General features: G+C 65.8%; 25 protein-coding genes and 2 pseudogenes. 9 read left to right on the top strand and 18 right to left on the bottom strand.

Annotation, left to right across the window (positions count from 1 at the left end):
- Positions 1–143: 143 nt before the first annotated feature.
- The 4 genes from msrA to DB459_RS14305 all read left to right on the top strand — a co-directional run bounded on the left by msrA (position 144) and on the right by DB459_RS14305 (position 2,439).
- Positions 144–917, top strand: coding sequence for a peptide-methionine (S)-S-oxide reductase MsrA (gene msrA / locus DB459_RS14320; protein WP_253705903.1), 774 nt, complete (start codon positions 144–146; stop codon positions 915–917).
- 104 nt (positions 918–1,021) lie between these two features.
- A complete protein-coding gene (msrB, locus tag DB459_RS14315; RefSeq protein ID WP_253705900.1) occupies positions 1,022–1,435 on the top strand; it encodes a peptide-methionine (R)-S-oxide reductase MsrB in 414 nt (137 codons plus the stop codon).
- A gap of 123 nt (positions 1,436–1,558) precedes the next feature.
- Complete coding sequence (locus tag DB459_RS14310) at positions 1,559–1,933, top strand: hypothetical protein (protein ID WP_253705898.1); 375 nt, start codon at positions 1,559–1,561, stop codon at positions 1,931–1,933.
- 239 nt (positions 1,934–2,172) lie between these two features.
- Entirely contained in the window at positions 2,173–2,439 is a 267-nt protein-coding gene (locus DB459_RS14305; RefSeq protein ID WP_253705896.1) for a hypothetical protein, read from the top strand.
- Between the two features lie 64 nt (positions 2,440–2,503).
- On the opposite strand, the gene DB459_RS14300 is transcribed toward DB459_RS14305, so the two are convergent.
- Entirely contained in the window at positions 2,504–3,031 is a 528-nt protein-coding gene (locus DB459_RS14300) for a DUF4112 domain-containing protein (RefSeq protein WP_253705894.1), read from the bottom strand.
- A gap of 134 nt (positions 3,032–3,165) precedes the next feature.
- On the opposite strand from DB459_RS14300, the gene DB459_RS14295 reads away from it, so the two are divergent.
- A complete protein-coding gene (locus DB459_RS14295) occupies positions 3,166–4,875 on the top strand; it encodes an adenylate/guanylate cyclase domain-containing protein (RefSeq protein ID WP_253705892.1) in 1,710 nt (569 codons plus the stop codon).
- Positions 4,876–5,112: 237 nt separating this feature from the next.
- On the opposite strand, the gene DB459_RS14290 is transcribed toward DB459_RS14295, so the two are convergent.
- The 7 genes and pseudogenes from DB459_RS14290 to dnaG form a co-directional block, all read right to left on the bottom strand.
- Positions 5,113–5,403, bottom strand: coding sequence for a hypothetical protein (locus DB459_RS14290; protein WP_253705890.1), 291 nt, complete (start codon positions 5,401–5,403; stop codon positions 5,113–5,115).
- Positions 5,404–5,874: 471 nt separating this feature from the next.
- Complete coding sequence (locus DB459_RS14285; protein WP_253705888.1) at positions 5,875–6,255, bottom strand: protease inhibitor I42 family protein; 381 nt, start codon at positions 6,253–6,255, stop codon at positions 5,875–5,877.
- 326 nt (positions 6,256–6,581) lie between these two features.
- Positions 6,582–6,989, bottom strand: a pseudogene (locus tag DB459_RS14280) (LysE family translocator); the annotation flags it as partial.
- Between the two features lie 163 nt (positions 6,990–7,152).
- Positions 7,153–7,338: pseudogene (locus DB459_RS14275) on the bottom strand (LysE family transporter); the annotation flags it as partial.
- 5 nt (positions 7,339–7,343) lie between these two features.
- Positions 7,344–8,153 (bottom strand): lytic transglycosylase domain-containing protein, encoded by an 810-nt coding sequence (locus DB459_RS14270; RefSeq protein WP_253713568.1) that lies wholly within the window; start codon positions 8,151–8,153, stop codon positions 7,344–7,346.
- A gap of 181 nt (positions 8,154–8,334) precedes the next feature.
- Complete coding sequence (rpoD, locus tag DB459_RS14265; protein WP_253705886.1) at positions 8,335–10,458, bottom strand: RNA polymerase sigma factor RpoD; 2,124 nt, start codon at positions 10,456–10,458, stop codon at positions 8,335–8,337.
- Between the two features lie 410 nt (positions 10,459–10,868).
- Positions 10,869–12,866 carry a DNA primase gene (gene dnaG, locus DB459_RS14260; RefSeq protein ID WP_253705884.1) on the bottom strand — a complete coding sequence of 666 codons (1,998 nt, stop codon included), beginning with the start codon at positions 12,864–12,866 and terminating at the stop codon, positions 10,869–10,871.
- 219 nt (positions 12,867–13,085) lie between these two features.
- Here dnaG and DB459_RS14255 point away from each other — a divergent pair, with 219 nt between their 5' ends.
- Positions 13,086–13,904, top strand: a complete 819-nt coding sequence (locus DB459_RS14255; protein WP_371926985.1) for an N-formylglutamate amidohydrolase — start codon at positions 13,086–13,088, stop codon at positions 13,902–13,904.
- Between the two features lie 18 nt (positions 13,905–13,922).
- Here the strand turns inward: DB459_RS14255 and DB459_RS14250 are convergent, their stop codons facing one another.
- Positions 13,923–15,272: a PLP-dependent aminotransferase family protein gene (locus DB459_RS14250; protein ID WP_371926743.1), complete on the bottom strand. Its 1,350-nt coding sequence runs from the start codon at positions 15,270–15,272 to the stop codon at positions 13,923–13,925.
- Positions 15,273–15,405: 133 nt separating this feature from the next.
- Between DB459_RS14250 and DB459_RS14245 the strand changes: the two genes are divergently transcribed.
- Complete coding sequence (locus DB459_RS14245; RefSeq protein WP_253705882.1) at positions 15,406–15,633, top strand: DUF1127 domain-containing protein; 228 nt, start codon at positions 15,406–15,408, stop codon at positions 15,631–15,633.
- A 26-nt stretch (positions 15,634–15,659) separates the two neighbouring features.
- On the top strand, positions 15,660–16,499 hold the full coding sequence (locus tag DB459_RS14240; protein ID WP_253705880.1) for a PhzF family phenazine biosynthesis protein: 840 nt from the start codon (positions 15,660–15,662) through the stop codon (positions 16,497–16,499).
- A 12-nt stretch (positions 16,500–16,511) separates the two neighbouring features.
- Here the strand turns inward: DB459_RS14240 and DB459_RS14235 are convergent, their stop codons facing one another.
- The 5 genes from DB459_RS14235 to fliI form a co-directional block, all read right to left on the bottom strand.
- Positions 16,512–17,126, bottom strand: coding sequence for a LysE family translocator (locus tag DB459_RS14235; protein ID WP_253705878.1), 615 nt, complete (start codon positions 17,124–17,126; stop codon positions 16,512–16,514).
- A gap of 28 nt (positions 17,127–17,154) precedes the next feature.
- Entirely contained in the window at positions 17,155–18,765 is a 1,611-nt protein-coding gene (locus DB459_RS14230; RefSeq protein ID WP_253705876.1) for an acyl-CoA synthetase, read from the bottom strand.
- Between the two features lie 488 nt (positions 18,766–19,253).
- The gene (locus DB459_RS14225) at positions 19,254–19,709 is read right to left on the bottom strand and encodes a GatB/YqeY domain-containing protein (RefSeq protein ID WP_253705874.1); all 456 of its coding nucleotides are present in this window, start codon (positions 19,707–19,709) and stop codon (positions 19,254–19,256) included.
- Positions 19,710–19,900: 191 nt separating this feature from the next.
- A complete protein-coding gene (gene fliJ, locus DB459_RS14220; protein WP_253705872.1) occupies positions 19,901–20,320 on the bottom strand; it encodes a flagellar export protein FliJ in 420 nt (139 codons plus the stop codon).
- 109 nt (positions 20,321–20,429) lie between these two features.
- On the bottom strand, positions 20,430–21,755 hold the full coding sequence (fliI, locus tag DB459_RS14215) for a flagellar protein export ATPase FliI (protein WP_253705870.1): 1,326 nt from the start codon (positions 21,753–21,755) through the stop codon (positions 20,430–20,432).
- A gap of 370 nt (positions 21,756–22,125) precedes the next feature.
- On the opposite strand from fliI, the gene ctrA reads away from it, so the two are divergent.
- Entirely contained in the window at positions 22,126–22,827 is a 702-nt protein-coding gene (gene ctrA / locus DB459_RS14210; RefSeq protein WP_253705868.1) for a response regulator transcription factor CtrA, read from the top strand.
- Positions 22,828–22,982: 155 nt separating this feature from the next.
- Here ctrA and DB459_RS14205 read toward each other — a convergent pair whose 3' ends face one another.
- The 4 genes from DB459_RS14205 to DB459_RS14190 are packed head-to-tail and all read right to left on the bottom strand — an operon-like array spanning position 22,983 to position 25,940.
- Positions 22,983–23,867, bottom strand: coding sequence for a protein-glutamate O-methyltransferase CheR (locus DB459_RS14205; RefSeq protein WP_253705866.1), 885 nt, complete (start codon positions 23,865–23,867; stop codon positions 22,983–22,985).
- Positions 23,864–25,015: a chemotaxis response regulator protein-glutamate methylesterase gene (locus tag DB459_RS14200; protein WP_253705864.1), complete on the bottom strand. Its 1,152-nt coding sequence runs from the start codon at positions 25,013–25,015 to the stop codon at positions 23,864–23,866. Before DB459_RS14200 ends, DB459_RS14205 begins: the two co-directional genes overlap by 4 nt.
- 51 nt (positions 25,016–25,066) lie before the next feature.
- Positions 25,067–25,432, bottom strand: a complete 366-nt coding sequence (locus tag DB459_RS14195) for a PleD family two-component system response regulator (RefSeq protein ID WP_253705862.1) — start codon at positions 25,430–25,432, stop codon at positions 25,067–25,069.
- A gap of 37 nt (positions 25,433–25,469) precedes the next feature.
- On the bottom strand, positions 25,470–25,940 hold the full coding sequence (locus tag DB459_RS14190; protein WP_253705861.1) for a chemotaxis protein CheW: 471 nt from the start codon (positions 25,938–25,940) through the stop codon (positions 25,470–25,472).
- Positions 25,941–25,948 lie beyond the last annotated feature (8 nt).

Genomic DNA, 25,948 nt, shown 5'->3' with positions numbered 1-25,948 from the left:
GTCTGGCTCACGAACTCGTGTGAGGCGGGGTCGTAACGCCGGCCCGCGGATATCGTATCAGGAACGCGCACCGATAACCGGCCGTGCCGTTGATCCGGCCAGGGACGCGACCGGCGCGTCCGCAAAACCTGCGAGGTTTACCCATGGCCTTGTTATTGGCTTCGTCATTGCTACGCCAGTTCTGCAGCGCATTGCCGCGCGGGCTTGTGTCCGCGGTGGCGGGCATTGCCATCTGGGCCGGCGCCACGGCGCTGCCCGCGGTCGCCGCCGAGGAGACCGTCGCCGTTCCGCCGCCGGCGGTCGACCTGCCGCCCGCCACCGGCCAGCAGGTCGCGGTGCTCGCCGGCGGTTGCTTCTGGGGCGTGCAGGGTGTGTTCCAGCATACCAGGGGCGTGCTCAATGCAGTCTCCGGCTATGCCGGCGGAGCCAGGGCCACGGCCAACTATTCCGCCTCCGGTACCGGCCGGACCGGCCACGCCGAATCCGTCCAGATCACCTACGATCCCGCCGTAATCAGCTACGGCAGGCTGCTGCAGATCTATTTCTCGGTGGTGCACGACCCGACCCAGCGCGATCGCCAGGGCCCGGATGTCGGCACCCAATATCGCTCGACGGTGTTCGCCCAGAACGATGCGCAGAAGACGGTCGCCGAGCGCTACATCGCCCAGCTCGATGCCGCCAAGGTGTTTGGCACGAAGATCGCCACCACGATCGAAAGCGGCAAGACCTTCTATCCCGCCGAAGGCTATCACCAGGACTATCTGACGCTGCACCCGAACCAGCCTTATATCGTCTACAACGATCTGCCGAAGATCTCGGCGCTGAAGGCGCTGTTCGCCGACCGGTATCGCGATCAACCGGTACTGGTGTCAGACGGTGGCAAGGCAGCTAACGACCCGGCCAAGGCAATCCGCTGACCCGATCCGTCGAACGCGTTTTTGGTAGAGCTGAATTCAGCAAAACGGGATTCCCAACCGGATCGAACCGCTGTAATCGGCCAGACTACGATCAAGAGAGCCCCATGACCGACAACAAGACCAAAACGCCGCGGGTGCAGAAGACCGACGCCCAATGGCGCTCCGAACTGACGCCGATGCAATACGCCGTGCTGCGCCAGAAGGCCACCGAACGGCCATTCTCCGGCGAATACGAGCACACGGCCTCGCCGGGCACTTACGTCTGCGCCGGCTGCGGCGCGCCGCTGTTCGCCTCCGATACCAAATTTGATTCCGGCTGCGGCTGGCCGAGTTTCACCGCCCCTCTCGACGATACCCACATCGACGAGGAGCGCGACGTCAGCCACGGCATGATTCGCACCGAGGTGCTGTGCACGAACTGCCAAGGCCATCTCGGCCATGTCTTTCCGGATGGGCCGGGCCCGACAGGACTGCGTTATTGCATCAACTCCGCGGCCTTGAAACTAAATCCAAAATAACCAGATAGGCCGTCCCACGATCGCATGCGCCGCTCGCCCGAATGGCAGCGATCGGTGGCGTGTCGAATTGTTTATCTCTTGCAGGTAAACGCGCGCGCCTGACGAAGACGCAAGGAATTCAAGATGTCTGAGAGGTCCCGCAGCCGAGTTCTCGGCTTCGGTCTTGCCATTCTCGTGATCGAGACCATTCTCTCCCACCCGGCGATCGCGACCGACAAGATTTCGCTTTTCAAGGTCGTGACCAGCCGTGACGAAATCGTGATCGGACTGACCGACGATGAACTTGCCCGGTTCGAAGGGCGTAACGCCGCAGGCATCGCCAAGGCGTTGAAGACCGAAGGCACGCTGTCGGTGTGGCGCTACAACATCCGCCACGCCAGCACCGGCGATCTTGAGCAGGCGCCGGTCGGTCGGATCGGCCTGATCGCCGCCGACGCCTTGCGCGTCGAGCCCTACACCTCGCCGGTCAAGGTCGTTCCGGTCGACGAGACTCGGTGACGACAGGCGACGACAGCCGGCATTTTAGTTCATGGCGCCGAGCCGCGCCTCGTCCCGCGCTCCAGCAAAAGTCCCGCATAGCTCGTCCGGCCTTTTGCATGGTTACAAGCCTTTGTGATTTCTCGACTTTTCGTCGCGACGCCGACCCGCGCGGTTAACGCCGACGGGTCGCAATTCTCATATTGATGCCTATATTAAGGGGTAGTGGTCTCCATCTGCTACGTCCCGAAAGAGTGATGATGCGTAACTTCAACTTTTCCCGCTCGGCCGAGCTGTTTCCGGCCGCCGTCCGCAACAAGCGTCGCGCCTTTGCTTATCGTCGCTTCGACACCGCCGCTGATGCGGTGCGCTTCGCGATCGAGGAGCTGCCGGCGGATTCGCTGAACGGTGCCTATCTGCAGGTCGGCGAAGCCCGCTTCGACAAGAACGGCATCCGTGGCCTCTACGACAGCGCGTCCTATCCGCTGCAGCGCCGCGTCTACGAATCCGAGCAGAACGTCGCCTGAGTCTCCGCTTCTGCGGGCTTCGTCAATTTCCGGCTGAAGATCAATCCGACGACAATCCTCGCGCTCAGCGCTGGCGATCGAGCCAGCGCCGCAGCAGTCGGATGTTGCGGATGTTGGCCCGGAACATGACGTCGAAGGCATCGCCCGCCAGCGGCACGAGACCGACCGCGCCATCGAGCGCCACGTTGCCGAGCATTCGCGCGGTGACGTGCCAGGGCGCGCCGAGGGCGCGCGCCTCACGCACGATCCACAGCGAGATGGCGGTGGTGATGAGGTCGCCGACAATCGGGATCAGGCCGATCAGGCCATCGATGCCGTAACGAATCCCGGTGCCCGGCATCACGAAGGCGACGTCGAGCAGGGTGGCCAGCGCCTCGAGACGCGCGATCCGCTGCTCGCGGGTCAGCGGCCCCAGGCCGAAACCGAAGGCATGAAGCCCTTCCAGCGCCTCGCCGTGCAGCGGCCCCTGGAAGCCGGCGGCGCGTGCCGCGCCGGCGTGCCGGTTGCCGGAGCCACGCAGGGTTTCGGGACGCAGGGTTTCGGGACGGATCTCCCGTCCCTCCTCGTCAATGACCAGTCCGGTGCTACGCATCGCTCTCATCGGCCCTATATGATGCGGCCGGTGAAGATCGGCAAGGACGCGCATCAGAAGGCCGCGGCGCCGGCCCGCAGTGGCGGCAACCGGCACCGGTTCCCTCGCTCCCGGCGTTTGATTAGGGTGCGGCCATGTCAACCGATGTGCTTCGCCCCGCCCCGCCGGGATGGCCGCTCGCCGCAGTCCGCGGCCCGTTACGACTCGTCACCGGCCTCATCCTGTTCGCCTTCGTCATCTGTCATCTCGCGGCCCATGCCACGCTGCTGATTTCGCTCACCTTCGCCCAGAAGGTGCTTGGCTGGCTGATGGCGCCCTGGGGCACGCTGCCCGGCACCGTCCTTCTCGGCACCGCACTCGCCGTCCATTACCTCGGCGCGCTGTGGAGCATCTGGCGCCGCCGCTCGCTGCGCATGGTGCGATGGGAAGTCTGGCAGCTCGCCCTCGGCCTGTGCATCCCCGTCCTGCTGATGCCGCACCTCGCCGCGACCCGCATCGGCGAACTGGCGCTCGACCTGAGCCCGACTTATGCCTCGGCCATGGTGGAATGGTGGACGCAGCATCCGCTGTTCGGTGTCCTGCAATTCGTCACCGTGATCGTCGTCTGGATCCATGGCTGCATCGGCCTCGCCCATTGGCTGGAGATGAAGCCGTGGTACGGTGCGGCGCGACCATGGCTGGCGCCGGCGGCGCTGCTGCTGCCGACACTGGCGCTCGCCGGCTTCGTCAGCGCCGGCAACGAGACCCGCCGCGAGGCGGCGCGCAATCCGGCCCTCGTCCAACTGGTGCGTGATGACGCCAACATCACCGAGGCCAGCAAGGCTGCGGTCACCGCGATCATGATCGGCGCCATTGGTGCGCATCTGTGCCTGACCATGCTGCCGTTCGGTGCCCGCCTTGTCCGCAGCACGATCCAGCGCCGGCGGCGACCGCCGATGCTGACGCTGACCGGCGGACTGAGACTGCCGGTCCACCCCGGCGCCAGCGTGCTGGAAGCCCTGCGCGACCATGCCGTGCCCCATGCCGCCGTCTGCGGCGGACGGGCGCGCTGCACCACCTGCCGGGTACTGGTGACCTCCGGGCTCGACAGCCTGCCTGAGCCGGGACCTGACGAGGCGCGGGCGCTCGCCCGGATTCACGCCGCGCCGGGCACCCGCCTCGCCTGCCAGATCCATCCGACCGCAGATCTCACGCTGATGCCGCTGCTGTCCGCCGACGCCACGGCGCGGGACGGTTTTGTCCGTGGCGGCCTCGAGGGCCGGGAGCGGTTCGTCACTGTGGTCTTCGTCGACCTGCGCGGCTCGACCGCGTTCGGCGAAAGCCGCCTGCCTTACGACGTGCTGTTCGTGCTCAATCACTTCTTCAAGGAGATGACGGATGCGCTGGACGCCAGCAACGGCCACTATTCGCAGTTCACCGGCGACGGCTTGATGGCGCTCTATGGGCTCGACGGCGACCCCGCCCGCGGCGCCGCGGACGCGCTGCGCGGCGCCCGCGACATGCTGGCCCGGCTCGACCAGCTCAACCGCCGCCTTGCGGCGGCACTGCCGCAGCCGCTGCGGATCGGCATCGGCATGCATTTCAGCGAGGCCATCGTCGGCGCCATGGGGCCGCCGAAGGCGCAGGTGATCAGCGCCATCGGCGACACCGTCAATACCTGCGCGCGTCTCGAGAGCCTGACCAAGGACTATGATTGTTCGCTGATCCTGTCGCGCCAGGTGGCCGAAGCGGCCGGCCTGACGCTGAGCGGGGAGACACTGCACGAGACCGTGGTCAAGGGCCGCACCGGCAAGGTGCAGTTCTATGCGCTCAACCGCGTACCCGAACCGGCATCGCAGGCCTAGTGTGGCGTCTCGCAATTGCCTACCGCCTTTGCGGCCAGTCTCTCGTAGGCAATTGCGAGACATAAGCCACACTAGCGCTTTGATTTTGCTAGTGTCCTTATGTCTCCGAATTACCGTGCGAGGGTGAGGCAAATGAAGCGGTAATTCGGAGACAGGACACTAGCGGCATCTTCCGGACACGAACTTCGGAAGGCGGACGCTTGGGCGTCAGTTGCACCCGGAACGGGTAAATAGCTGTTATCGCTGCTTCAGCTTTTCTCGAATCAGGTCAGGCTCGCAGCTGCAGCTCCGCGTCTGCCGCGTACCGTGCGGACAGACCAGGCCGCATGGCACTTCTCTGTCTATGCAGGAACAGGTATCGACGTCGAGCCACTTACCCCGTGGGCACACCATCATGCAGCCCGGGGCGATCACATTCTTGTCTTTTGCTTTCGGCACCTGCGCCCCGGCGGTCAACGCCTCCGCGACGAGGAGAAACACGCCGGCAAGCATCGCAAGAACCAATCGTGCCGGCGGAACCATGTCCATTGACCTTTCAACGGGAACGCGTCTTCAACGCTTCGGAAAGCGGCAAATCAAATCTACGGCTTGCACGGCGTCGCCTTCGCAGTACATCGGACGGTGCTCTTGGTTGCCAGGGCGCACGCTACGGTCTTGCCGCGCGCGGCCCCCCATGACGCATAATCGGCACCGGCCGTTTCACTCGCTGCGGCGGGCCACGCGGCGATGGCAGACGTGCGCGCCAGCTCCTCCTTGTTCCACATGCTTGTCGAACCACTAGCCGACACCACCATGCGCAAGCAGGTTTCCGCCGCCGCCGGTTGCGCCGTCGCAAGAACCGCGAATGTGGCCGCGATGACGGCTGCCTGCCTTGCACTGCACATTGTCATGACTCCGTTTCTGCTGAGGCTCGGCCTATCTGCAGGTCGAAGGCAGGTCGAACGCGTCGATCCACATCAATCGGATCGAATTCTGCGCGGCTGGCGGACGACGGCCCCTTCAGCGGGCCGACACCTCGACGGCCACGCGATGCGTACGGATGGACGCCGCTTCCCAGGATCTCCGGTAGGCGAAGGTCACGCTCGCATGTCCACTCTTCGATGCCTGAATGCTCCAGCGATGAATACCGGGTGCACCGACAAGGCGCTTGCCGCCCCCGTCCTGTGAAAATCCGCGATCGTTGATCTGCAGGATCGAGAGGTTCGAACTGGCTTTTTCGTCGATGGCCCAGCGGTAACCGGTCGACGGATTCTCCGTGAGCGCGACGAAGGCCTCCTGACCGACCGCAAGCCTGAAGGCCTGATCGGCCGCCGCCGTTTCTGCGCTCGCCAGCATCACTGCTCCGACCGCCATCGCCAGGTTCGCCATCTGGTTGCGCATGATCTTCAACTCGCCGAAATGGCATCGCGCCTTGCGATGCCTCGAGGGAAGCGAAGGAAATTGACGCGTCCAATGAGAATTGGCTTGATATAGGTCAATATCCTCGCAACCCGTTCGAGCGCCTCACGGGGGCTCCGCGGATGGTTCAGCGCTCGGCGAACGCTAGTGTGGTGGATCTGACGCTCGTTTCAGCATTGGAGCGAGTTCTTCAAACGAGCGTCAGATCCAAAACCACACTAGAATCATAATGATGCTAGTGTCCCCTTGTTTCCAACGTTCGTATGAGCGCCCGCTGCAATGGGATACGAACGTTGGAAACGGGACACTAGCTTCGCGCCGAGCGCGACAAAACCGCCGGCGAAGGCGCGCCGCAGCCAGGCCATGACGGCAGGGCGGCGCAAGACGCGGTCACGCACCCGCGCCGCGGAGAGGCCATAGGCAACGAAGACCGTCAGCGTTATCGCCATGAAGACGCCGCCAAGCAGCAGCATGCGCAGCAGCGGATACGGCTCGTCGGTCGCCACGAACTGCGGCAGAAAGGCGAAGAAGAAAATCGACAGCTTCGGATTGAGGATGTTGATCAGGATTCCGGTGATGATGGTCTGACGCAAGGCGGGCGGCGCAGCCGCCTCGTCGACACTCAGCACCCCGCCCTGGCGAAGCGCCTGCCAGGCCATGTAGAGAAGATAGATCACGCCCAGCCATTTCAGCGTTTGAAACGCGAGCGCGCTAGTGCGGTGGATCTGACGCTCGTATCAGCATTGCAGCGAACTCATCGTACGAGCGTCAGATCCAAGACCGCACTAGAATCATAGCTATACTAGTGTCCCTTTGGTTCTAACGTTCGTATGAGTGCTCGCAGCAAAGGGATACGAACGTTAGAACCGGGACACTAGTGTGCAGCACCGCGGCAAGCCCGAGCATGGCGGCGGCGAGATGCGGCACGATGCCCAGCGTCGAACCGAAGGCCGCCGCGACGCTGGCCCGGCTGCCGCGCGACAGCGCCGCCGCCAGGGTGTAGAGCACGCCGGTGCCGGGCGAGGCCACGACGATCACCGACGTCAGCAGGAACGATAGCGTCATTCCTGTCACCGCCCGTCGACCAGCCGATCGGCGAAATAAGCGATGGTCTTGCGATAGACCGTGGCCCTGTTCCACTCGCGCATGGCGTCGAAATTCGCCGAGCCTTCCTCATAGGAGCCGCCCGCCTGCCAGCCGTTGGTCTTGAGCAGGTTGGCGGTGGAGGCGAGCACGTCGGGCACGCTGTGACGCAGGTCGACATGACCGTTGCCGTCGTAGTCGACGCCATATTTGATGTAGGACGACGGCAGGAACTGGGTCTGGCCGATCTCGCCGGCATAGGCGCCGATCATGTCGCGCAGCCCGAGGTCGCCGCGCTGGACGATCTGCAGGGCGGCGAGCAGTTCGCGCTGGAACAGCTCGGTGCGGCGGCAGTCATGGGCCATGGTCGCGAGCACCCGAAACACCGGCAGCTTGCCCATGTCGCCGACGCCGAAATCGCTCTCCAGGCCCCAGATCGCCACCAGGACCTGCGGCGGCACGCCGTACTGGCGCTCGATCCGCGCCAGCAGCGAGGCGTGACGTTGCAGCATCGCCCGGCCGGTCTTGATGCGGCCGGCGCCGACCCGGGTCGCGACATACTGCTCGAAGCTCTTGTTGAAGGTGCCGCGCTGGCGGCGGTCGAAGGCGAGGACCCCGGCGTCCTGGGCGACGCCGCCGAGCGCCTGCGAGATCACGCTGGGCGAAATCCCGTCGGCGGCGGCCTCGCGCGAGAACGCGGCGATGAAGCCCTGGAAATCGCCGCCGCATTGGACTGCGCGCGCCGGCGCAGCGAACACGAACACGAACACGGTCAGGCCGAGCGCAAGCGCCAGCATTGTTCGGTTGAACCTGGTCATGGAGCGGCAATCCCTTTCCGAGTGATGGTTTCCGGATAGGGCTTCTAGCATTTTCGGAGAGCCGCGTCCCGGGGCGCAGAGGACGCCGAGGCGGTACCCGAAAAGCACATCGCCGGCCCTTTCGGGCCGGCGATGAAACGGCTGGCGGATCCGCCGGATGTCAGTTGTCGAGGAAGCTGCGCAGCTTGCGCGAGCGGCTCGGATGCTTGAGCTTGCGCAGCGCCTTGGCTTCGATCTGGCGGATGCGTTCGCGCGTCACCGAGAACTGCTGGCCGACCTCTTCGAGGGTGTGGTCGGTGTTCATGCCGATACCGAAGCGCATGCGCAGCACGCGCTCCTCGCGCGGGGTCAGCGAGGCGAGAACCCGTGTCGTGGTCTCGCGCAGGTTGGACTGGATCGCGGCGTCGATCGGCAGGATGGCATTCTTGTCCTCGATGAAATCGCCAAGGTGCGAATCCTCCTCGTCGCCCACCGGGGTCTCCAGCGACAACGGCTCCTTGGCGATCTTGAGGACCTTGCGCACCTTCTCCAGCGGCATGCCGAGCTTTTCGGCGAGCTCTTCCGGGGTCGGCTCGCGGCCGATCTCGTTGAGCATCTGACGCGAGGTGCGCACGATCTTGTTGATCGTCTCGATCATGTGCACCGGGATGCGGATGGTGCGGGCCTGGTCGGCGATCGAACGGGTAATCGCCTGCCGGATCCACCAGGTGGCGTAGGTCGAGAACTTGTAGCCGCGGCGGTACTCGAATTTGTCCACCGCCTTCATCAGGCCGATATTGCCTTCCTGGATCAGGTCGAGGAACTGCAGGCCGCGGTTGGTGTATTTCTTGGCGATCGAGATCACCAGCCGCAGATTGGCCTCGACCATCTCCTTCTTGGCCTGACGGGCCTCGCGCTCGCCCTTCTGGACGCTGAGCACGATGCGGCGGAATTCGCCGATCTCGAGCCCGGTCAGCGCGGCGAGCTGATGCACGTCGTGACGCAGCTCGCGGATGCGGTCCTTGTCGTGGGCGACGAAGTTCTTCCAGCCCTTGGCGGACAGCTTCGAGACGCGGTTGAGCCAGCGCGGATCGAGCTCCGAGCCCTGGTAGTTGCGCAGAAAGTCCTCGCGCGAGACGCCGTGGCTCTCGCCGAGACGGAACAGGCGGCTCTCATAGGACACCAGCTTCTTGTTGATGTCGTAGAGCTGCTCGACCAGGGAATCGATGCGGGCCTGGTTGAGGCGCAGCGACTTCACCTCGGCGATGATCTCGTCCTTGAGCTTCTTGTACTTGCGCTCCTGGGCCGGCGACAGCGTCTCGTTCTGGAGCTGGTTCTGGATGTCCTGCTCCTGCAGGCGCCGCAGCTTCTTGTACTCGCTGGCGATCTTGTCGAAGGTCTCGACCACCTTCGGCTTGAGTTCGGCCTCGATGGCGGCGAGCGACATCTGGTTCTCGAACTCGTCGTCGTCCATGTCGGCTTCGGCCGCGGCCTCGCCGGGGTCCTTCTCCTCGCCGCCCTCGGCGCCGTTGCGCTGGGGCGCGGGACGGAACGGCGTCGCCGCGGGCGGAGCCGCCGGCGGCGCGACCATCGACGGCGCGAGCGGTTCGCCTCCTTCGGCGGATGCGCCCTCGGCCGTCGCCTCGCCGTTGGCCGCGGCGCCGTTCTTCGAATCGGGGCCGGCATAGGTGGCCTCGAGATCGATGATGTCGCGCAGGAAGATCTTGCCTTCGTTGAGCTCGTCACGCCAGATGATGATGGCCTGGAAGGTCAGCGGGCTTTCGCAGAGACCGGCGATCATCGCCTCGCGGCCGGCCTCGATGCGCTTGGCGATGGCGATTTCGCCTTCGCGCGACAACAGCTCGACCGTGCCCATCTCGCGCAGATACATCCGCACCGGATCGTCGGTGCGCTCGCCCGGCTCGGATTTCTTGGTTTCGGTGACGGCCTTCTGGGTGACCTCGACGAGTTCGTTATCGGGTTCGTCCTCGGCCTCTTCCTTGGCTTCCTCGTCGTCGGTGTCGCTGTCCTCGGACTCGATGACGTTGATGCCCATGTCGGAGAGCAGCGCCAGGGTGTCCTCGATCGCCTCGGAGGTGACCTCCTCGGACGGCAGGACCGCGTTCAGCTGTTCATAGGTGACATAGCCGCGCTTCTTGGCCTGCTTGATCATCTTCTTGACAGCGGCATCGGACAGGTCGAGCAACGGCCCGGGAGCCTCCGCGCTGTCCTTCTCGGGCGCGTCGACGACCTTGTCGTCCTTTTCCTTTTCCTTGATCTGCGCCATCTTCGCCTTGCTGGCCATTCACTGCTCCTCAACGCGCCTCGCCGCGCGTGGCGTCACCGCCCGCACCGCCGTTCGTCACTCCGCCTTTGACGCGGAAAGGGTGGCGCTTTCGCAACGCCACCCCGAATCACTGTCGATCGATCTCGCCACTCTAGTGCGGTGGATCTGACGCTCGTATCTGCATTGCAGCGAATTCGTCGTACGCGCGTCAGATCCAAAACCGCACTAAAATTATATTCTGCCAGTGATCCTTGGTTCTAACGCTCGCTGCAACGGCATACGAACGTTAGAGCCGGGACACTAGCGCAGCGCCGTTAAGCACCGCTTAACCCTGTTAGCCCTGTTTTTGCGTCCAAACCGTCCATTTTGCGAGTCTTTTTAAGGCCCTGGCCGGTTCCGGACCCCCTCTCGCCGTGCCTGTGAGGCTGTCAGACCGATCGCTGGACGCGTCCGGAGGATTCACCAAAGCCCTCGATCAGGGCCTCGGTCCCATCGACTTCGGACAGCCTCGCCTTGACGTCGCGCAGCCAGGCATAATTCGCCTCGTTGGCCACCTCGCCCAGGGCAAGCTCGGCATCCTTCAATTCCCTAAGTAGGGAGTGCCACTGGCGATGCAAGGCAACCAGTTGATTCCATGTCGCAAGAACATCGTCCCTCGCCGCCCCGGGCTGCGCGCCCCACACCGCCGACGTCGTGATGGACCTCTCAACCCTTTGAAGCAACTCAGATAATCCGGCCTTTGCAAGGTCCGCGCGGAGCTGTTCACTTTGTTCGTCGGGCTCCGGGCTAAGGTGATGGTCGTGGGCGAAAGCGCCGATGATTCCAGCCCGCAGCCGATGGGCCTCGGGATGAGCCAATTCCAGCGCCGCCACCTCCTCGAGGTGGTCATGCAACAGCCAGGGATGGTTGATCAGGGACTGCAGGATCAATGCCTCGCGCCGCGACAGCGCCGAGCGCTGGCCGCGCAGCAGCGGGCTGGTGGCGAGCTGGGGGCTCGTCACCTGGTAGGGACCATGGCCGAGGACCGGGGTAGAAAACTGTTGACGACCGCCCCGGCCCGGCCCGCTGCCGGCGCTGGCGCCGCCAAATCCACCGGCGCGCGGACCGAATCGGCGGCCCTGGCCGCCGAAGCCGCCGCCTCCGCGGCGGCCGCCCTCCGGCGCAAAGGCCCGCTGCAGCCGTTCGCCGAGATCCTGACGATAGTACCGCCGCACCACCTCGTCGCGGATCACCGCGGTGAGCTCGCCGATGCGAGACTCCAGGGCGGCACGGCGTTCAGGCGTGTCGAAACGGCCGCCCTCGACCTCGCGCGCCCAGACCACCTCGGCGAGCGGCCGCGCCGCGGCCAGCACCTCCTCGATCGCCGCCCGTCCGCCGCTGCGGACCAGATCGTCGGGGTCCTGGCCTTCGGGCATGAAGGCGATGCGCAGGCTCTTGCCGGGCGCGAGCGAGGGTAACGCCAGATCGGCCGCGCGATAGGCGGCGCGCTGGCCGGCCTTGTCGCCGTCGAAGCACATGATCGGCTCGTCGCTCATGCGCCAGAGATGGGCGAGCTGGTTTTCAGTCAGCGCGGTACCGAGCGGCGCCACCGCGCCGGCAAAGCCGGCGGTGACCATGGCGATGACGTCGACATAGCCTTCGACCACGATCAGCGCAGCGCCATCATGCACCGCCTGCCGGGCCGAAGCGAAATTGTAGAGGTTGTCCCCCTTGTGGAAGAGCGGCGTCTCGGGCGAATTCAGGTATTTCGCCGGGACATCCTTTTCGAGCGCGCGGCCGCCCAAGGCGATGACGCGTCGCCGCAGATCGGTGATCGGAAAGATCACGCGATCGCGGAACCGGTCGTAAGGCACCGGAATGTCGTCGCCGGCGATCAGGAGCCCCGCCTCGACCATGTCGTTCACCGACACGCCGGCCTTGCCGAGATGTTCCTTGAGCGCGAAGCGCTCTCCCAGGGCATAGCCGAGCCGGAACTGGAGCTGGGTGGCGGGCGAGATGCCGCGATCGGCAAGATAGCCGCGCGCCCGGGCCCCGGCACGCGACGCCAGCGTCGCGATGAAGAACTCGGTCGCCATTTCCATCACGTCGTGCAGGGTGCGCCGGCGCTGCTCGGTCCGCACCGCCTCGGGCGAGGCCGCCGGCAACGGAACCCCGGCCATCGAGGCGAGCCGCTCGACCGCCTCGGCGAAGTTCACCCCCTCGGTCTCCATGACGAAGCCGAAGATGTCGCCGTGCCGGCCCGACGAGAAGTCGTGATAGAAGCCCTTCTGGTCATTGACCGTGAAGGACGGCGTCTTCTCCTGCTGGAAAGGCGACAGACCCTTCCATTCCCGCCCCGCGCGCTTGAGCTTGACGCGACGGCCGACGACTTCCGAGACCGGAAGCCGGGCGCGCAGCTCATCGAGAAACTGGGGCGTAAAGCGCATCGGGTGAAGGGACCGGCTCGAGGATCGGGCAGTCAACCATCCATATAGGGCCGGCGGAGGAACCGCCACCACGGGCCGACTTGTCCCCTGTCATGCACAGCTCGCCCGTCCCAGGCCCCTGGGACGGTCCGGTTCTCGGCGAGCCCGCACTCGAAAAAGACGCGATTTTGCGCAATCATCCCGAATGATTCCGGGATGGCGCGCCGCGCCCAGAAAACCATGACCATAACCGATCCGCCCCTCGCCATTCGCATGAGCCTCGCCGCCGACGAGCCCGCCCCGGTGGTCGAGCTCAACGCCGATGGTGCCTCCCCCTTTCTGCTCGTCGCAGATCATTACGGCCGGCGGCTTCCGCGCAGTCTTCGCGGCCTCGGCCTGCCCGAGATCGAGCTGGAGCGCCATATCGCCTGGGACATCGGTGTCGCGGCGGTCGCCGACAGGCTGTCGGACCTGCTCGGCGCCCATCTCATTGCCCAGGCCTATTCGCGCCTGGTGATCGACTGCAATCGCCCGCCCGGATCGCCTTCTTCAATTCCGATGATCAGCGAAGCCACCCTGGTGCCGGGCAACGAGGGCCTGACGCGGCAGGATGCCGAGGACCGCCGCCGCCTGGTCTTTACGCCCTATCACGGCCGCATCGGCCAGGTGATCGAACAACGGCGCAGCGCCCGGCGGCCGACCGTTCTGATCGCCCTGCATTCTTTCACGCCGGTCTATGCCGGCATCAGCCGGCCCTGGCATGTCGGCGCGCTCTATCATCGCGATCGCCGGCTGCCGCCGCTGCTGTTGCGGCATCTGCGGGCCGAAGGCGATCTCGTTGTCGGCGACAACGAGCCCTACGCGGTGAGCGACACCAGCGACTACACCATTCCCGTGCATGGCGAAGCCGAAGAGCTCGTCAATTGCGGCATCGAGATCCGCCACGATCTGATCGAGGACGACTGCGGCCAGCGGCAATGGGCGGAGCGGCTGGCGCGCATTCTCGCCGAGATCGAACCGGAGCTCGGCCTGCATCTGCCGCACGTCGAGAAGACCTGAGACGCGCTTCGCCGCAGCCTACTCCGTCACATCGGCATCATGCGGCCCGGCCGCGAGCAGCGCCGCCAGCCACGTCAACGCCCAGCGCAATTGATCGTGGGTCGGAAGGCCGAGCGCCAGCCGCACGGCGTTGGGCGAATGGCCCGGCGAGACCGCGAAGGCGCTCGCCGGGGTGACGGCGATGCCGGCGCGCGCGGCCGCCGCCGCGGCCGTTTCCGCACGCCAGCCGTCGGGCAGATGCAGCCAGGCATGGTAGGACCGCGGATCCGCCTCGATGGTGAGGCCGGCGAGACATTCGGCGACGATGGCCTGACGCGCCTGTGCATCCGCGCGCTTGCGCCGGGTGATCTCCGCCGCGGTGCCGTCCGCCATCAGGCGCAGGCCGCCGGCAAGCGCCAGCGGCGTCACCGACCAGGCACCGGTGCGAACGACCGTGGCGACGCGCTCGCGCAGCGCGGGCGGCGCGTGGAGAAAGCCGACGGCGATGCCGGGGGCGAGACGTTTCGACAGGCTGTCGATGACGATCGAGCGCTCCTCGGCCTCCGCCGCCAGCGGCGGCACATCGGTCAAGAATCCATAGACCAGGTCCTCGATGATGATGAGATCGAGCTTGCGCGCGATACGGATGATCTCGGTACGCCGCGCCGCGGTCATGGTGATGCCGAGGGGGTTCTGCATCACCGGCTGCAGATAGACCGCCGACAGCTCGCCGGCGCGATGCGCCTTGACGATGGCATCCGGGCGCAGCCCTTCGCCATCCAGCGCGATCGGCACCAGGGTGATGCCGAGCCGCGCGGCAATGCCCTTGATCATGGGATAGGTCACCGCCTCCACGGCGAGGCGGCCGCCGAGCGGCACCAGGGTGGAGACCGCCGCCGCCAGCGATTGCCGGCCGCTGCCGGCGAAGACGAAAGCCTCCGGTCGCGGTCGCCAGCCGGCCGTGGTCATGAATTCGGCCGCGACGCTCGCTCCCGCATGCAGGCGGCGCGCGGTGATCGGCGCCAGCACGGCGCCGAGCTCCTCCGGATGCTGCCAGGCCGCGAGCGACTCGGCGATCAAAGCCGACTGGGTCGGGACGGTGGGAAAATTGAACTCGAGGTCGACCCGTTCGTCGTGGGACTCGGTGTGGAGCCGCAGCGGCAGCCCGGGAGGGCGGTGACCCGCGATGAAAGTGCCGCGGCCGACCTCGCCGACCACGAGGCCACGGCGCAAGAGCTCGGCATAGACCCGCGCGGCGGTCGAGGCCGCGATCCCTTTCTCATAGGCGAAGACGCGCTGCGGCGGCAGCCGCTCGCCAGGCCGGCGCCGGCCGGCGGCGATATCGGCGGCGAGTTCGTCGACCAGGACGGTGTAATGAGGAGCGGCCATGATTGCACCGGGTGCAATGTTTCGATTGCTCCGCAACTTGTACTGAGACAATGCTGGGAGCGCAACGGCCGATGCTGCCGAAAGCGCCCCTGAACAAGCCACCAAGAGGCTGTCCGAAACCGAGGCTCCCGTCATGGCAAAGCCCCTCGCCCCATCCCTACCCCAGTCCCTTGCGCCACGCCGCGCCGCGACGCCGGCCGGCACGATCGTCAGCGCCCTGCTGCACTGGCCGCGGACCTGGCTGCAGCGGATGAGCACTCGCCGCAACCTCGCCGAACTCGACGCCCGGCAGATGCACGACGTCGGGCTCGATGCCGAACTCGTCCGGCGCGAGAGCGGCAAGCCGTTCTGGCGGGCATGATTTTCAGCAACGACAGAGAACATCCGATGCCCCAGCTCCCCTTCCACCAGGTCGATGTCTTCTCCGCAGTGCCCTACAAGGGCAACCCGCTCGCGGTGGTCGCCGATGCCGACGGCCTGTCGGACGCGCAAATGCAGGCGATCGCCAACTGGACGAACTTGAGCGAGACGACGTTCCTGTCGCGGCCGGCCGATCCGGCGGCCGATTACCGGGTGCGCATCTTCACCCCCGAGAGCGAACTGCCGTTCGCCGGTCACCCGACCCTCGGCTCGTGTCATGTCTGGCTGGCGCTCGGCCATCGGCCGAAGGGCGCGGAAGTGATCCAGGAATGCGGCGTCGGCCTGGTGCGGGTCAGGCGCGACGGCACCCGGCTCGCCTTCGCCGCACCGCCGCTGCGGCGGAGCGGCGAGGTGGCGCCGGATCTGGTGGCGCAGATCGCCCGTTCGATCGGCCTCGGCGCCGATGCCGTCAAGGCGGCGCAATGGACCGACAACGGCCCCGGCTGGGTGGCGGCGATGCTCGGCTCGCGCACCGAACTCCTCGCTGTCCGCTTCGATCCCTCGCTTCTGCCCGATACAAAGCTCGGCCTGGTGGCGCCGTGGGACAAGGCCCGCGACGGCGATGAGGCCCAGTTCGAGGTGCGCGCCTTCGTCGGCCGCCGTGGCATCGAGGATCCGGTCACCGGCAGCCTCAATGCCGGACTGGCGCAATGGTTGATCGGCGCCGGTCTCGCGCCGCCGAGCTATGTCGCCGCCCAGGGCGCCGCGCTCGGCCGTGCCGGACGCGTCCATGTGGCGAAGGCCGGCGACGACATCTGGGTCGGCGGCGATGTCGTCGTCGGCATCGCCGGCACCATCACCGTTTGAGCCGAGGTTGGCTCATCGTGCCCGCGACAGCGCCAGCCAGATGCCGCCGCCGATCATGAAACCGCCGGAGACGCGCGACAGCAGCCGCGCGCGCCGCGCCGAGAGGATCGAGCGGGCGCGGCCGGCGAGCAGCGCATAGACGCCGTCGGAGCACGCCGCCGCGACCATGAAGGTCAGGCCGAGGATGACGACCTGAGGCAGCTGCGGCCGCGCCGGATCGATGAACTGCGGAATGAAGGCGCCGAAGAACACCAGCACCTTGGGATTGCTGAGCAGCACCACCAGTCCCTGCAGGAAGAAGCCGCCGCGCGGCGGCGGCGGCGCCTCGACCGCGGGCAAAAGGCTTGGCGAGCGGATCAGGCCGATGCCGAGCCAGATCAAATAGGCGGCGCCGAGCAGCCGCACCCATTCGAACCATAGGCCCATGGTCGCCATCAGCGAAGTCAGGCCGACCGCGACGATCGCGATCACCGCGGCGAGCCCGACCTGGGCGCCGGCGACATTCACCAGCGCGGCGCGGGTGCCGTGGCGCAGGCCGGTGGCGATGACCAGCGTCACCACCGGGCCCGGCAGCAGTGCGAGCGCGATGCAGGCGGCGACATAGGCGAGATAGACCTCGAGGGACATAAGCGGGCTCCTGTCAGCGCTGAATGGTTCAGCCGCGGTTGCGCAATTCGCGCCGCAGCACCTTGCCGGTCGCGGTCATCGGCAGGGTGTCGGTAAAGGCGACGTGACGTGGATATTCGTGGGCGGAGAGCTGGACCTTGACGAACTCCTGGATGTCCCGGGCAAGCTGCTCGCTCGGGGCGAAGCCGGGCCGCAGCACGATCCAGGCCTTGATCGCTTCGGTGCGGATCGGGTCGGGCACCCCGACGACGGCGGCCAGCGCGACCGCAGGGTGCTTGAGCAGCGTGTTCTCGATCTCCGACGGGCCGATCCGATAACCGGCGCTGGTGATGACGTCGTCCTCGCGGCTCACATACCAGAAGTAGCCGTCGGCATCGCAGACCCCGAGATCGCCGGTAAGCAGGAAACCGCCGGCATATTTCTTCGCGGTCGCTTCCGGATTGCGCCAGTATTCAAGCATCATGCACGGGTTCGGTGCCCGCACCGCGATGACGCCACGCTCGCCTTGCGGCAGTTCGCGGCCAGCCTCGTCGACGATGCGGACGTCGAAGCCGGGAATCGGCCTGCCCATCGACCCGGGGCGGATCGGAAACAGCCGGGCATTGTTGCCGACGACGAGATTGCATTCGGTCTGGCCGTAGATCTCGTGGGCGTCGATGCCGAAGGTCGCCCGCACCCAGCCGAGCAGTTCGGCGCCGAGCGATTCCCCGCCGGTCAGGATGCTGCGCAGCTTGACGCCGTCATGACGAACATCGGCCTGGCGCATCAGCTTGAGCGCGGTCGGCGGCAGGAAGACGTTGCGGACGCCGTGATCGGCCATCAGCTGCATCGCCGCCTGCGGCTCGAATTTGCGGGCCCGGTGCGCGACGATCGGCACGCCGTGATACCAGGCGGGAAACAGCGCGTCGAACAGCCCGCCGATCCAGGCCCAGTCCGCCGGCGTCCAGTAGACGTCTGCGGGCTTGGGGAAGAAGTCGTGCACCATTTCGACGCAGGGCAGATGGCCGAGCAACACGCGATGGCCGTGCAGCGCGCCCTTGGGATTGCCGGTGGTGCCCGAGGTGAAGATGATGATGGCCGGATCGTCAGGACCGGTGTCGGCATTGAGGTAGCCGGGCGAAGCCTCGCCGATCGCCAGCCAGAAGGACGAAGCGCCGGCAGGCGGCGCGCCGTCGCCGATCACATAGACATGTTCGAGCTGCGGCAGGCCCGGCAACAACGGCGCGAGCTTGGCGAAGCCGGCAGCGTCGGTGACCACCGCGCGCGCGCCGCTGTTGTCGAGGCGGAAGGCCAGCGCGTCCTCGCCGAACAGCGTGAACAGCGGCACCGAAACGAGGCCGGCACGAAAGGCGGCGAGATGCGCCACCGGCAGCTCGAGCGACTGCGACAGGAACACCGCGACACGGTCGCCACGGACAAGACCGGCCGCGCCGAGCACATTGGCGAAGCGCCGCGAGAAGTCGGCGATCTCGTCGAAACCGACATGCCGCGCCGCGCCTCGCTCGTCGACGTCGATCAGCGCGAGGCGGCCCGCGCCGACATGGCGATCGCAGCACACCTGCGCGATGTTGAAGCGCGCCGGAATTTCCCAGCGAAACTCGGCATAGAGACGCTCGTAATCGTCGGTTGGCGTCAGCATGGCGTCCCGGGCCGCAGCTTCGTCAGACCGCAAGAGTAGACCCGCCGGCGCGATCGCCGCAACGGCACTGAACACCCCTCACCCGGCGCTTCGCGCCGACCTCTCCCCGCAAGGCGGCTCTCAGATTCACACATTCGGGTGGCGACAGAGGCGCCCTGACAGCAACTCATTTTCGTCATGGCCGGACTTGTCGCCGGAAGTCGGATGTTTCCGACTTCCGGCATGAGAAATGAACGCGATCCGGCAGGAGCCGGATCGCTATGCCATCCACGACTTGCTTGCTGCAGCGTCGTGAAGTCGTGGATGCCCGGCACAAGGCCGGGCATGACGATGGAAAGGCTGAAGAATGGCCGCCTTCTCGGCTGCGGACCAGATGTGTGATGTGTGAATACGATAGCCGCAAGGCGGGGAGAGGTCGGATCGCGTCAGCGATCCGGGTGAGGGGCAATCTTCATCCTCACCCGCCTTCACCCTCACCCACCGCAGGCTCAGCCGGCGAGCGCGGCCTTGACCAGCGCACTCGCCTTGGCGAAGTCCATCTTGCCGGCATATTTCGCCTTGAGGCCGCCGATCACCTTGCCCATGTCCTTGATGCCGGCGGCGCCGGTCTCTGCGATCAGCGCCGCGATCGCCGCCTTGACCTCGTCCTCGGACAACTGCTGGGGCAGATAGGCGCTGATCACGACGATCTCGGCGCGCTCCTGGGCGGCGAGTTCGGCGCGGCCGCCCTTCTCGTAGAGCTCCACCGCTTCCTGGCGCTGCTTGATCATCTTCTGCAGGAGACCGAGCAGGTCTTCGTCGGCGAGCGGCGGCTTGCCCTGGCCGCGCGCCTCGATGTCGGCATTCTTGATCGTGGAGTTGACCATGCGCAGCGTCGACAGCTTGCGCTCGTCCTTGGCCTTCATGGCCTCCTTGACCGCGGTATTGATATCGTCGCGCAGCATGAGGGGTGCTCCGGTAAAGTGAAGAGTTGAGGCCACGGCCGGTCGCGGCCGAGCCCTCGACGAGGCCGTCGAGGCCATCCTTGCCGCGGAGTTATGCGCCGCAGGCGGCCACTGGCAAGGGGTTATCGGCCGGTCGCGAACGCAAAAGCCCCGGAGCGCAGCTCCGGGGCTCTGCCGTATCGCAGAATTTGTCAGGCGAGCGCGCCGAGACGGGCGCGCATCAGGCCGATGCTGTCCATATCCGCCTGCTCGCGGGCGCTTTCCTCGGCCCGTTCCCGGGCCTGGTCGCGCTCATCGAGCAATTCGACCTTCTTGAGCTCCTCGAAGGCTTCGCCGAGCGCGGTCTTGGCGTCTTCGAGCTGGGCGCGCAGTTCGTCGGTGGAGCGTGTCAGGTTCTCGCGGCGCTGGATCGCCGCCTTGGCATAGGTCGGATAGGCGAAATGCGTCGGGTCGTTGATGCCGGCGCGCTCCTGCTCATGCTGGATTTCCCGCTCGAGTTCAGCCGCCATCCGCTGGAAATCAGCGATCATGCCCTCAATCTGGGCGACTCGACGGCGCTTCTCGTCAACCTGGAATTTCTTCAGGCGGATCAGCGTTTCTCGTGACTTCATCGACTCGTACTCCCCAGAAGTCCCTTCCTGCACGAGGGACGCTGCCGGCTCCCGTCAAGGGCCTCGCCGGCATTGATGTCAAAGCGGAGGGCATGATGACTGGACAAAGTTAGCGTTCCGTTTCCGACCGTCCGACAATTTGAGCGAGCCTCTGGTACCCGTCCAGGATGTGGGTGGACTCCTCCTTGGCCTGACGCAGGAAATCCTCCAGCGGCCCGTGCAGGCGGATGGCCTCGTCGACCTCCTCGCTGGATCCTGCCCGGTAGGCGCCCAGCCGGATCAGTTCCTCCATATCGGCGTAAGTCGCCATCACCTGGCGGCCTCGCTTGATCACCGGCAGGAACTCCGGGTCGGCCGATCGCGGCATGGTGCGCGACACCGACTTGAGGACGTTGATGGCCGGATAGCGCCCGCGCTCGGCGATCGCGCGTTCCATGACGATGTGGCCGTCGAGAATGCCGCGCACGGCATCGGCGACCGGTTCGTTGTGATCGTCACCGTCGACCAGCACGGTGAAGATCCCGGTGATGGTGCCATCGCCGGTGCCGGGGCCGGCGCGTTCCAGCAGCTTGGGCAGTTCGGTGAAGACGGTGGGCGTATAGCCCTTGGCGGTCGGCGGCTCGCCGGCGGACAGTCCGATCTCGCGCTGCGCCATGGCAAAGCGAGTCACCGAATCCATCAGGCACAGCACATCCTTGTTCTCGTCGCGGAAGTGCTCGGCGATCGCCAGCGTCAGATAGGCGGCCTGGCGGCGCATCAGCGCCGGTTCGTCCGAGGTCGCCACCACCACGACGGAGCGCGCCAGGCCCTCGTCGCCGAGATCGTCCTGGAGGAACTCCTGCACCTCGCGGCCGCGTTCGCCGATCAGGCCGATCACCGAGATGTCGGCATCGACGTTGCGCGCCAGCATCGACAGCAGCACCGACTTGCCGACACCGGAGCCGGCGAAAATGCCCATGCGCTGGCCACGGCAGCAGGTCAGGAAGGTGTTGAGGGCCCGGACCCCGAGATCGAGCGGCGCCCCCACCCGCCGGCGCGAATGGGCCGGCGGCGGCGCATTGCGATAAGGGACCGGCGAGGGGCCGAGCTGCAGCGGCCCCTTGCCGTCGATCGGCTCCGCCATGGCATTGATGACGCGGCCGAGCCAGGCCGGCGACGGTCGGACCTGGCCGGCCGACGTGGCGATGACGGCGCGGCAGCCCCGGCGCACCCCCTCCAGCCCGGCGAAAGGCATGACCACCGCATTGCTGCCGGAAAAACCGATCACTTCGCAGGGGATGGTCCGATCCTGTCCGGTCTCGACGACAATTCGCGCGCCCACCGACATCACGTGGATCGGCCCGGCGATCTCGACCATCAGGCCACGCACGCCCACAACACGGCCATAAATATTGACGCCGTCGATGTCGGCGATCTGTTCGGCCAGCGCTTTCATTGCGAAAACCTTAAGTTTCCGGAGGGCTCTGCCAGCCCCTTAACTTCGTGTTTACCCGCATCGTTAATCATTGCGTCACTGTCTTTGGGACTGGTGCGCTCGACCGTCAGGATGAAGGTCTGAGTCACGAGAGTCGGTTAACGCCGTCTCTTAAAGTGGTACTTGAGCGAGAACGAAAACAAAAAACTGGCTTTGCGCAATATCTTACGGCGATTCGGCAAAATTTGCACCGAGAGAGCTTGCGCACTGGAATCAGGTTTTGTTAACGATATCTGGTCAGGGACCGAATCAGTTGTTCAAAGGCGTTTTCCAGTGTCGCCCGATTGGCGGCTCGACCTGACGCCCGGAGCGGCGATTATAGGGGACTGGCATGCGCGTATTGCTGATAGAAGATGACAGCGCCGTCGCGCAGTCGATCGAACTCATGCTGAAGTCCGAGAGCTTCAACGTCTACACGACGGATCTCGGCGAAGAGGGCGTCGACCTCGGCAAGCTTTATGACTACGACATCATCCTGCTTGATCTGAACCTCCCGGACATGTCCGGTTACGACGTTCTCAAGCAGCTGCGCGTCTCCAAGATCAAGACGCCAATCCTGATCCTGTCCGGACTCGCCGGCATTGAAGACAAGGTCAAGGGCCTCGGCGTCGGCGCCGACGACTACATGACCAAGCCGTTCCACAAGGACGAGCTGATCGCCCGCATCCACGCCATCGTCCGCCGCTCCAAGGGGCATGCCCAGTCGGTCATCCAGACCGGCGACCTGGTGGTCAATCTCGATACCAAGACGGTGGAAGTCGGCGGCCAGCGCGTCCACCTGACCGGCAAGGAGTACCAGATGCTGGAGCTGCTTTCGCTCCGCAAGGGCACCACCCTCACCAAGGAAATGTTCCTCAATCACCTCTATGGCGGCATGGACGAGCCGGAGCTGAAGATCATCGACGTCTTCATCTGCAAGCTGCGCAAGAAGCTAGCGAACGCCTCCGACGGCCGCAACTTCATCGAGACGGTGTGGGGCCGCGGCTACGTGCTGCGCGAGCCGCACGAGGAAGACGAGCGGATCCCCGCCTGACGGATACGGCGAGCCGAGGGCCCGTCAAAGCCCTTCCTCCCGACTGACCCCGCCGCCAATGGCGGGGTTTTTGTTTGGGCGAAGGAACGGCCGTCGCCCGACGGAAAACGCCGGCGCCGGCATTTTTCTTCTCTGATGTCGCGGGCGGGCGGCCATCAGCTGACCCTGAGCGCGGCGCGCGGCGCCGTCATCGCCGGCGCCAGCGTCGGTGAAGTCACCTGGGCGGCGCGCTGCGGGTTCGGATGATACAGGCCGCGGCAGTCGGGATAGGGCTTGAAGGCATCGGTGAGGCCGACCACCGTTTCCGCCGCGCCCAGCGCCAGGAAGCCGTCCGGCTCGAGCACGCGGGCAAGCCGGTTGAAGATCGCGATCTTGGTCTCCTGATCGAAATAGATCAGCACGTTTCGGCAGAAGATCACATCGAAGGTGCCGAGAGCGGAGAAGTCGTGCAGCAGATTGAGCTGACGCTGCTGCACCATCGCGCGAATGTCGGCGTTGACCTGCCACATGTCGCCGACCTGCTTGAAATACTTCACGAGGAGCTGGATCGGCAGGCCACGCTGGACCTCGAACTGGCTGTAGATGCCGGCCTTCGATTTCTCCAGCACCTCCTGCGACAGATCGGTCGCGATGATCTCGATGCGCCATCCGGCGAGTTGCGAGCCCATCTCCTTGATCGACATCGCCAGCGAATAGGGCTCCTGGCCGGTCGAACCCGCCGCGCACCAGATCCGCAGCGCCTTGCGGGCAACGCGCGCCTGCAGGAGCTTGGGAATCACGGTGTTGCGGAAGTGGTCGAAAGGCACCTTGTCGCGGAAGAAGAACGTCTCGTTGGTGGTCATCGCCTCGACGACATCCACCGTCACCCGCTCGGACCCCGCCTTGATCTTCTGCACGAGTTCGGAGATGCCCGGCAGGCCCGCCTTGCGGGCGAGCGGTAACAACCGGCTTTCGACCAGATACTGCTTGTCCGACGACAGCACGAGGCCGGACCGGTCCTTGAGGAGCTTGCGCAGATACTCGTAATCGTGCGGCGTCATGCGCGGCCCCCGGAGAACATGCGGACGACTTTCGGTCCGATCTGGTCGAGCGGCAGCACCGCGGCGCAAATACCGGCCTGGGCCGCCGCACCGGGCATGCCCCAGACCACGCTTGTGGCCTCATCCTGGGCGATGACGCTGCCGCCGGCCTCCACGATCGCCTTGCCGCCGCGCATGCCGTCGGATCCCATGCCTGTCAGCACGACCGCGAGTACACCGCTCTGCCAGACCTCGATCGCCGACGCGAACATAGGGTCGACCGCCGGCTTGCAGAAATTGATCTGCGGACCGTCGTCGAGCGCGATCGCCGCGCCGGCGCCCTTGCGCATGATGCGCATGTGCCGGCCGCCGGGAGCGAGGTAGATGCGGCCGGGCACGATCGCCTCGCCGTCGACCCCTTCATGCGCCGGCCGCCCGCTGGCGCGGCCCAGGTGCTCGGCGAGGATGGTGGTGAAGGTCGGCGGCATGTGTTGCGTGATCAGCACCGGGACGCGGTCGATCACCGGTCCGATTTCGGCGACGAGCGTCAGCAGCGCCTGCGGGCCGCCGGTCGACGAGCCGATCAGCAGGACGCGCGGCGCCGTGAGGCCGAAGGGCCGCAGCGAGATCGGCGCGTGAGCCGCCGGCGGCGGCACCACCCGCGCCTTCTCCGGCGCCGGCGCAGGCACGATCGACGGCGCATGGACCGGCCGGCGCAGCCGGGCGCCGAACTGCCGGATCTTGAACAAAAGATCGCGCTTGAAGGTGTCGGCGGCGCCGGCCTCGCGGGTGCTCTCGGGCTTGGGCACGTAATCGGCCGCACCGAGCGACAGCGCCTTGAAGCTGATCTCCGCGTTGCGCCGCGTCAGCGTCGAGGCCATGATGACGACGAGGTCGCGCTTCTTGGCGAGCAGTTGCGGCAATGCCGAGATGCCGTCGAGATCGGGCATCTCGATGTCCAGCACCACCACATCGGGATTGGCGCGCTCGAGCGTCTGCACCGCCTCGAGGCCGGTGCGCACCGAAGCAGCGACCCTGAGATCAGGCTCGGCGTCGATCCAGCGCGAGATCATGCCGCGAATGACGACGGAGTCGTCGACAACCATGACACGGATCGGACCCGAAGGCGTCGCCACTGACGCACGGGCAGTCGCTGCGGCAAAACTCATCACTCACCAAACTGGACACAACTCAAAAACAGAACGCCGCAGCCCGGCTGTTCAGATCAGCCCGACTTCATGAAACTTGGCCGTGACGATATCCTTGTCGAACGGCTTCATGATGTATTCGTTGGCGCCAGCATGGAGGGCGCGGGCGATATGCGCGACGTCGTTCTCGGTGGTGCAGAACACCACTTTGGGACGGTCGCCGCCCGGCATTATCCGCAGATTCCGCAGGAACTCGTAGCCGTCCATGATCGGCATGTTCCAGTCGAGCAGAACGGCATCGGGCAGACCGCGCTTGCAGATGTCGAGCGCCTTTTCGCCGTCCTCCGCCTCGGTGATCTGGAAATCCAGACCTTCGAGAATACGCCGCGCCACCTTGCGAATGACGCTGGAGTCATCGACCACCAGACACGTTTTCATAGCGACCTCGGTCCTTTGAGCCCCTTCGGGGCGTTTATTAGGCTGCCAGCTTCTCGGCGGAAATCTCCAGCACGCGGTCGACGTCGAGCACCACCATGAGCTGGCCATCCAGCCGGTGGACGCCGCCCGCCAGCTTGGCCATCCGGGGGTCGAGATTGACCGGGTTGACCTCGCGGGTATCGTTGGCCAGCTTGAGCACCTCGCCGATCGTGTCGATGAGCAGACCGTAGGATTCGCCGCGGAATTCGACACCCACAGCCATGGCCGGCCGGCCGTCTTCCTTCTTCGGCAGACCGAGACGCGAGCGCATGTCGATCGCCGTGACGATGCGGCCGCGCAGGTTGAGCACGCCGGCGACGTCGGCCGAGGCCAGCGGCACACGGGTCAATCGCTCGGGCATGAAGACATCCTGGACGCGCGAGATCGGCAAGCCGAACAGCTGGCCGCCGATCATTGTGGTCACGTATTCGGTGAGGCCGCTCTGGACTTCGTCGCTCTTGGTCGTCATCGACATAC

The organism is Bradyrhizobium sp. WD16, from assembly GCF_024181725.1.
In the GTDB taxonomy this organism is placed as follows: Bacteria; Pseudomonadota; Alphaproteobacteria; order Rhizobiales; family Xanthobacteraceae; genus Bradyrhizobium_A.
The sequence above is the reverse complement of the archived record's forward strand: the minus strand, read 5'-3'. Positions and strand labels throughout refer to the sequence as shown.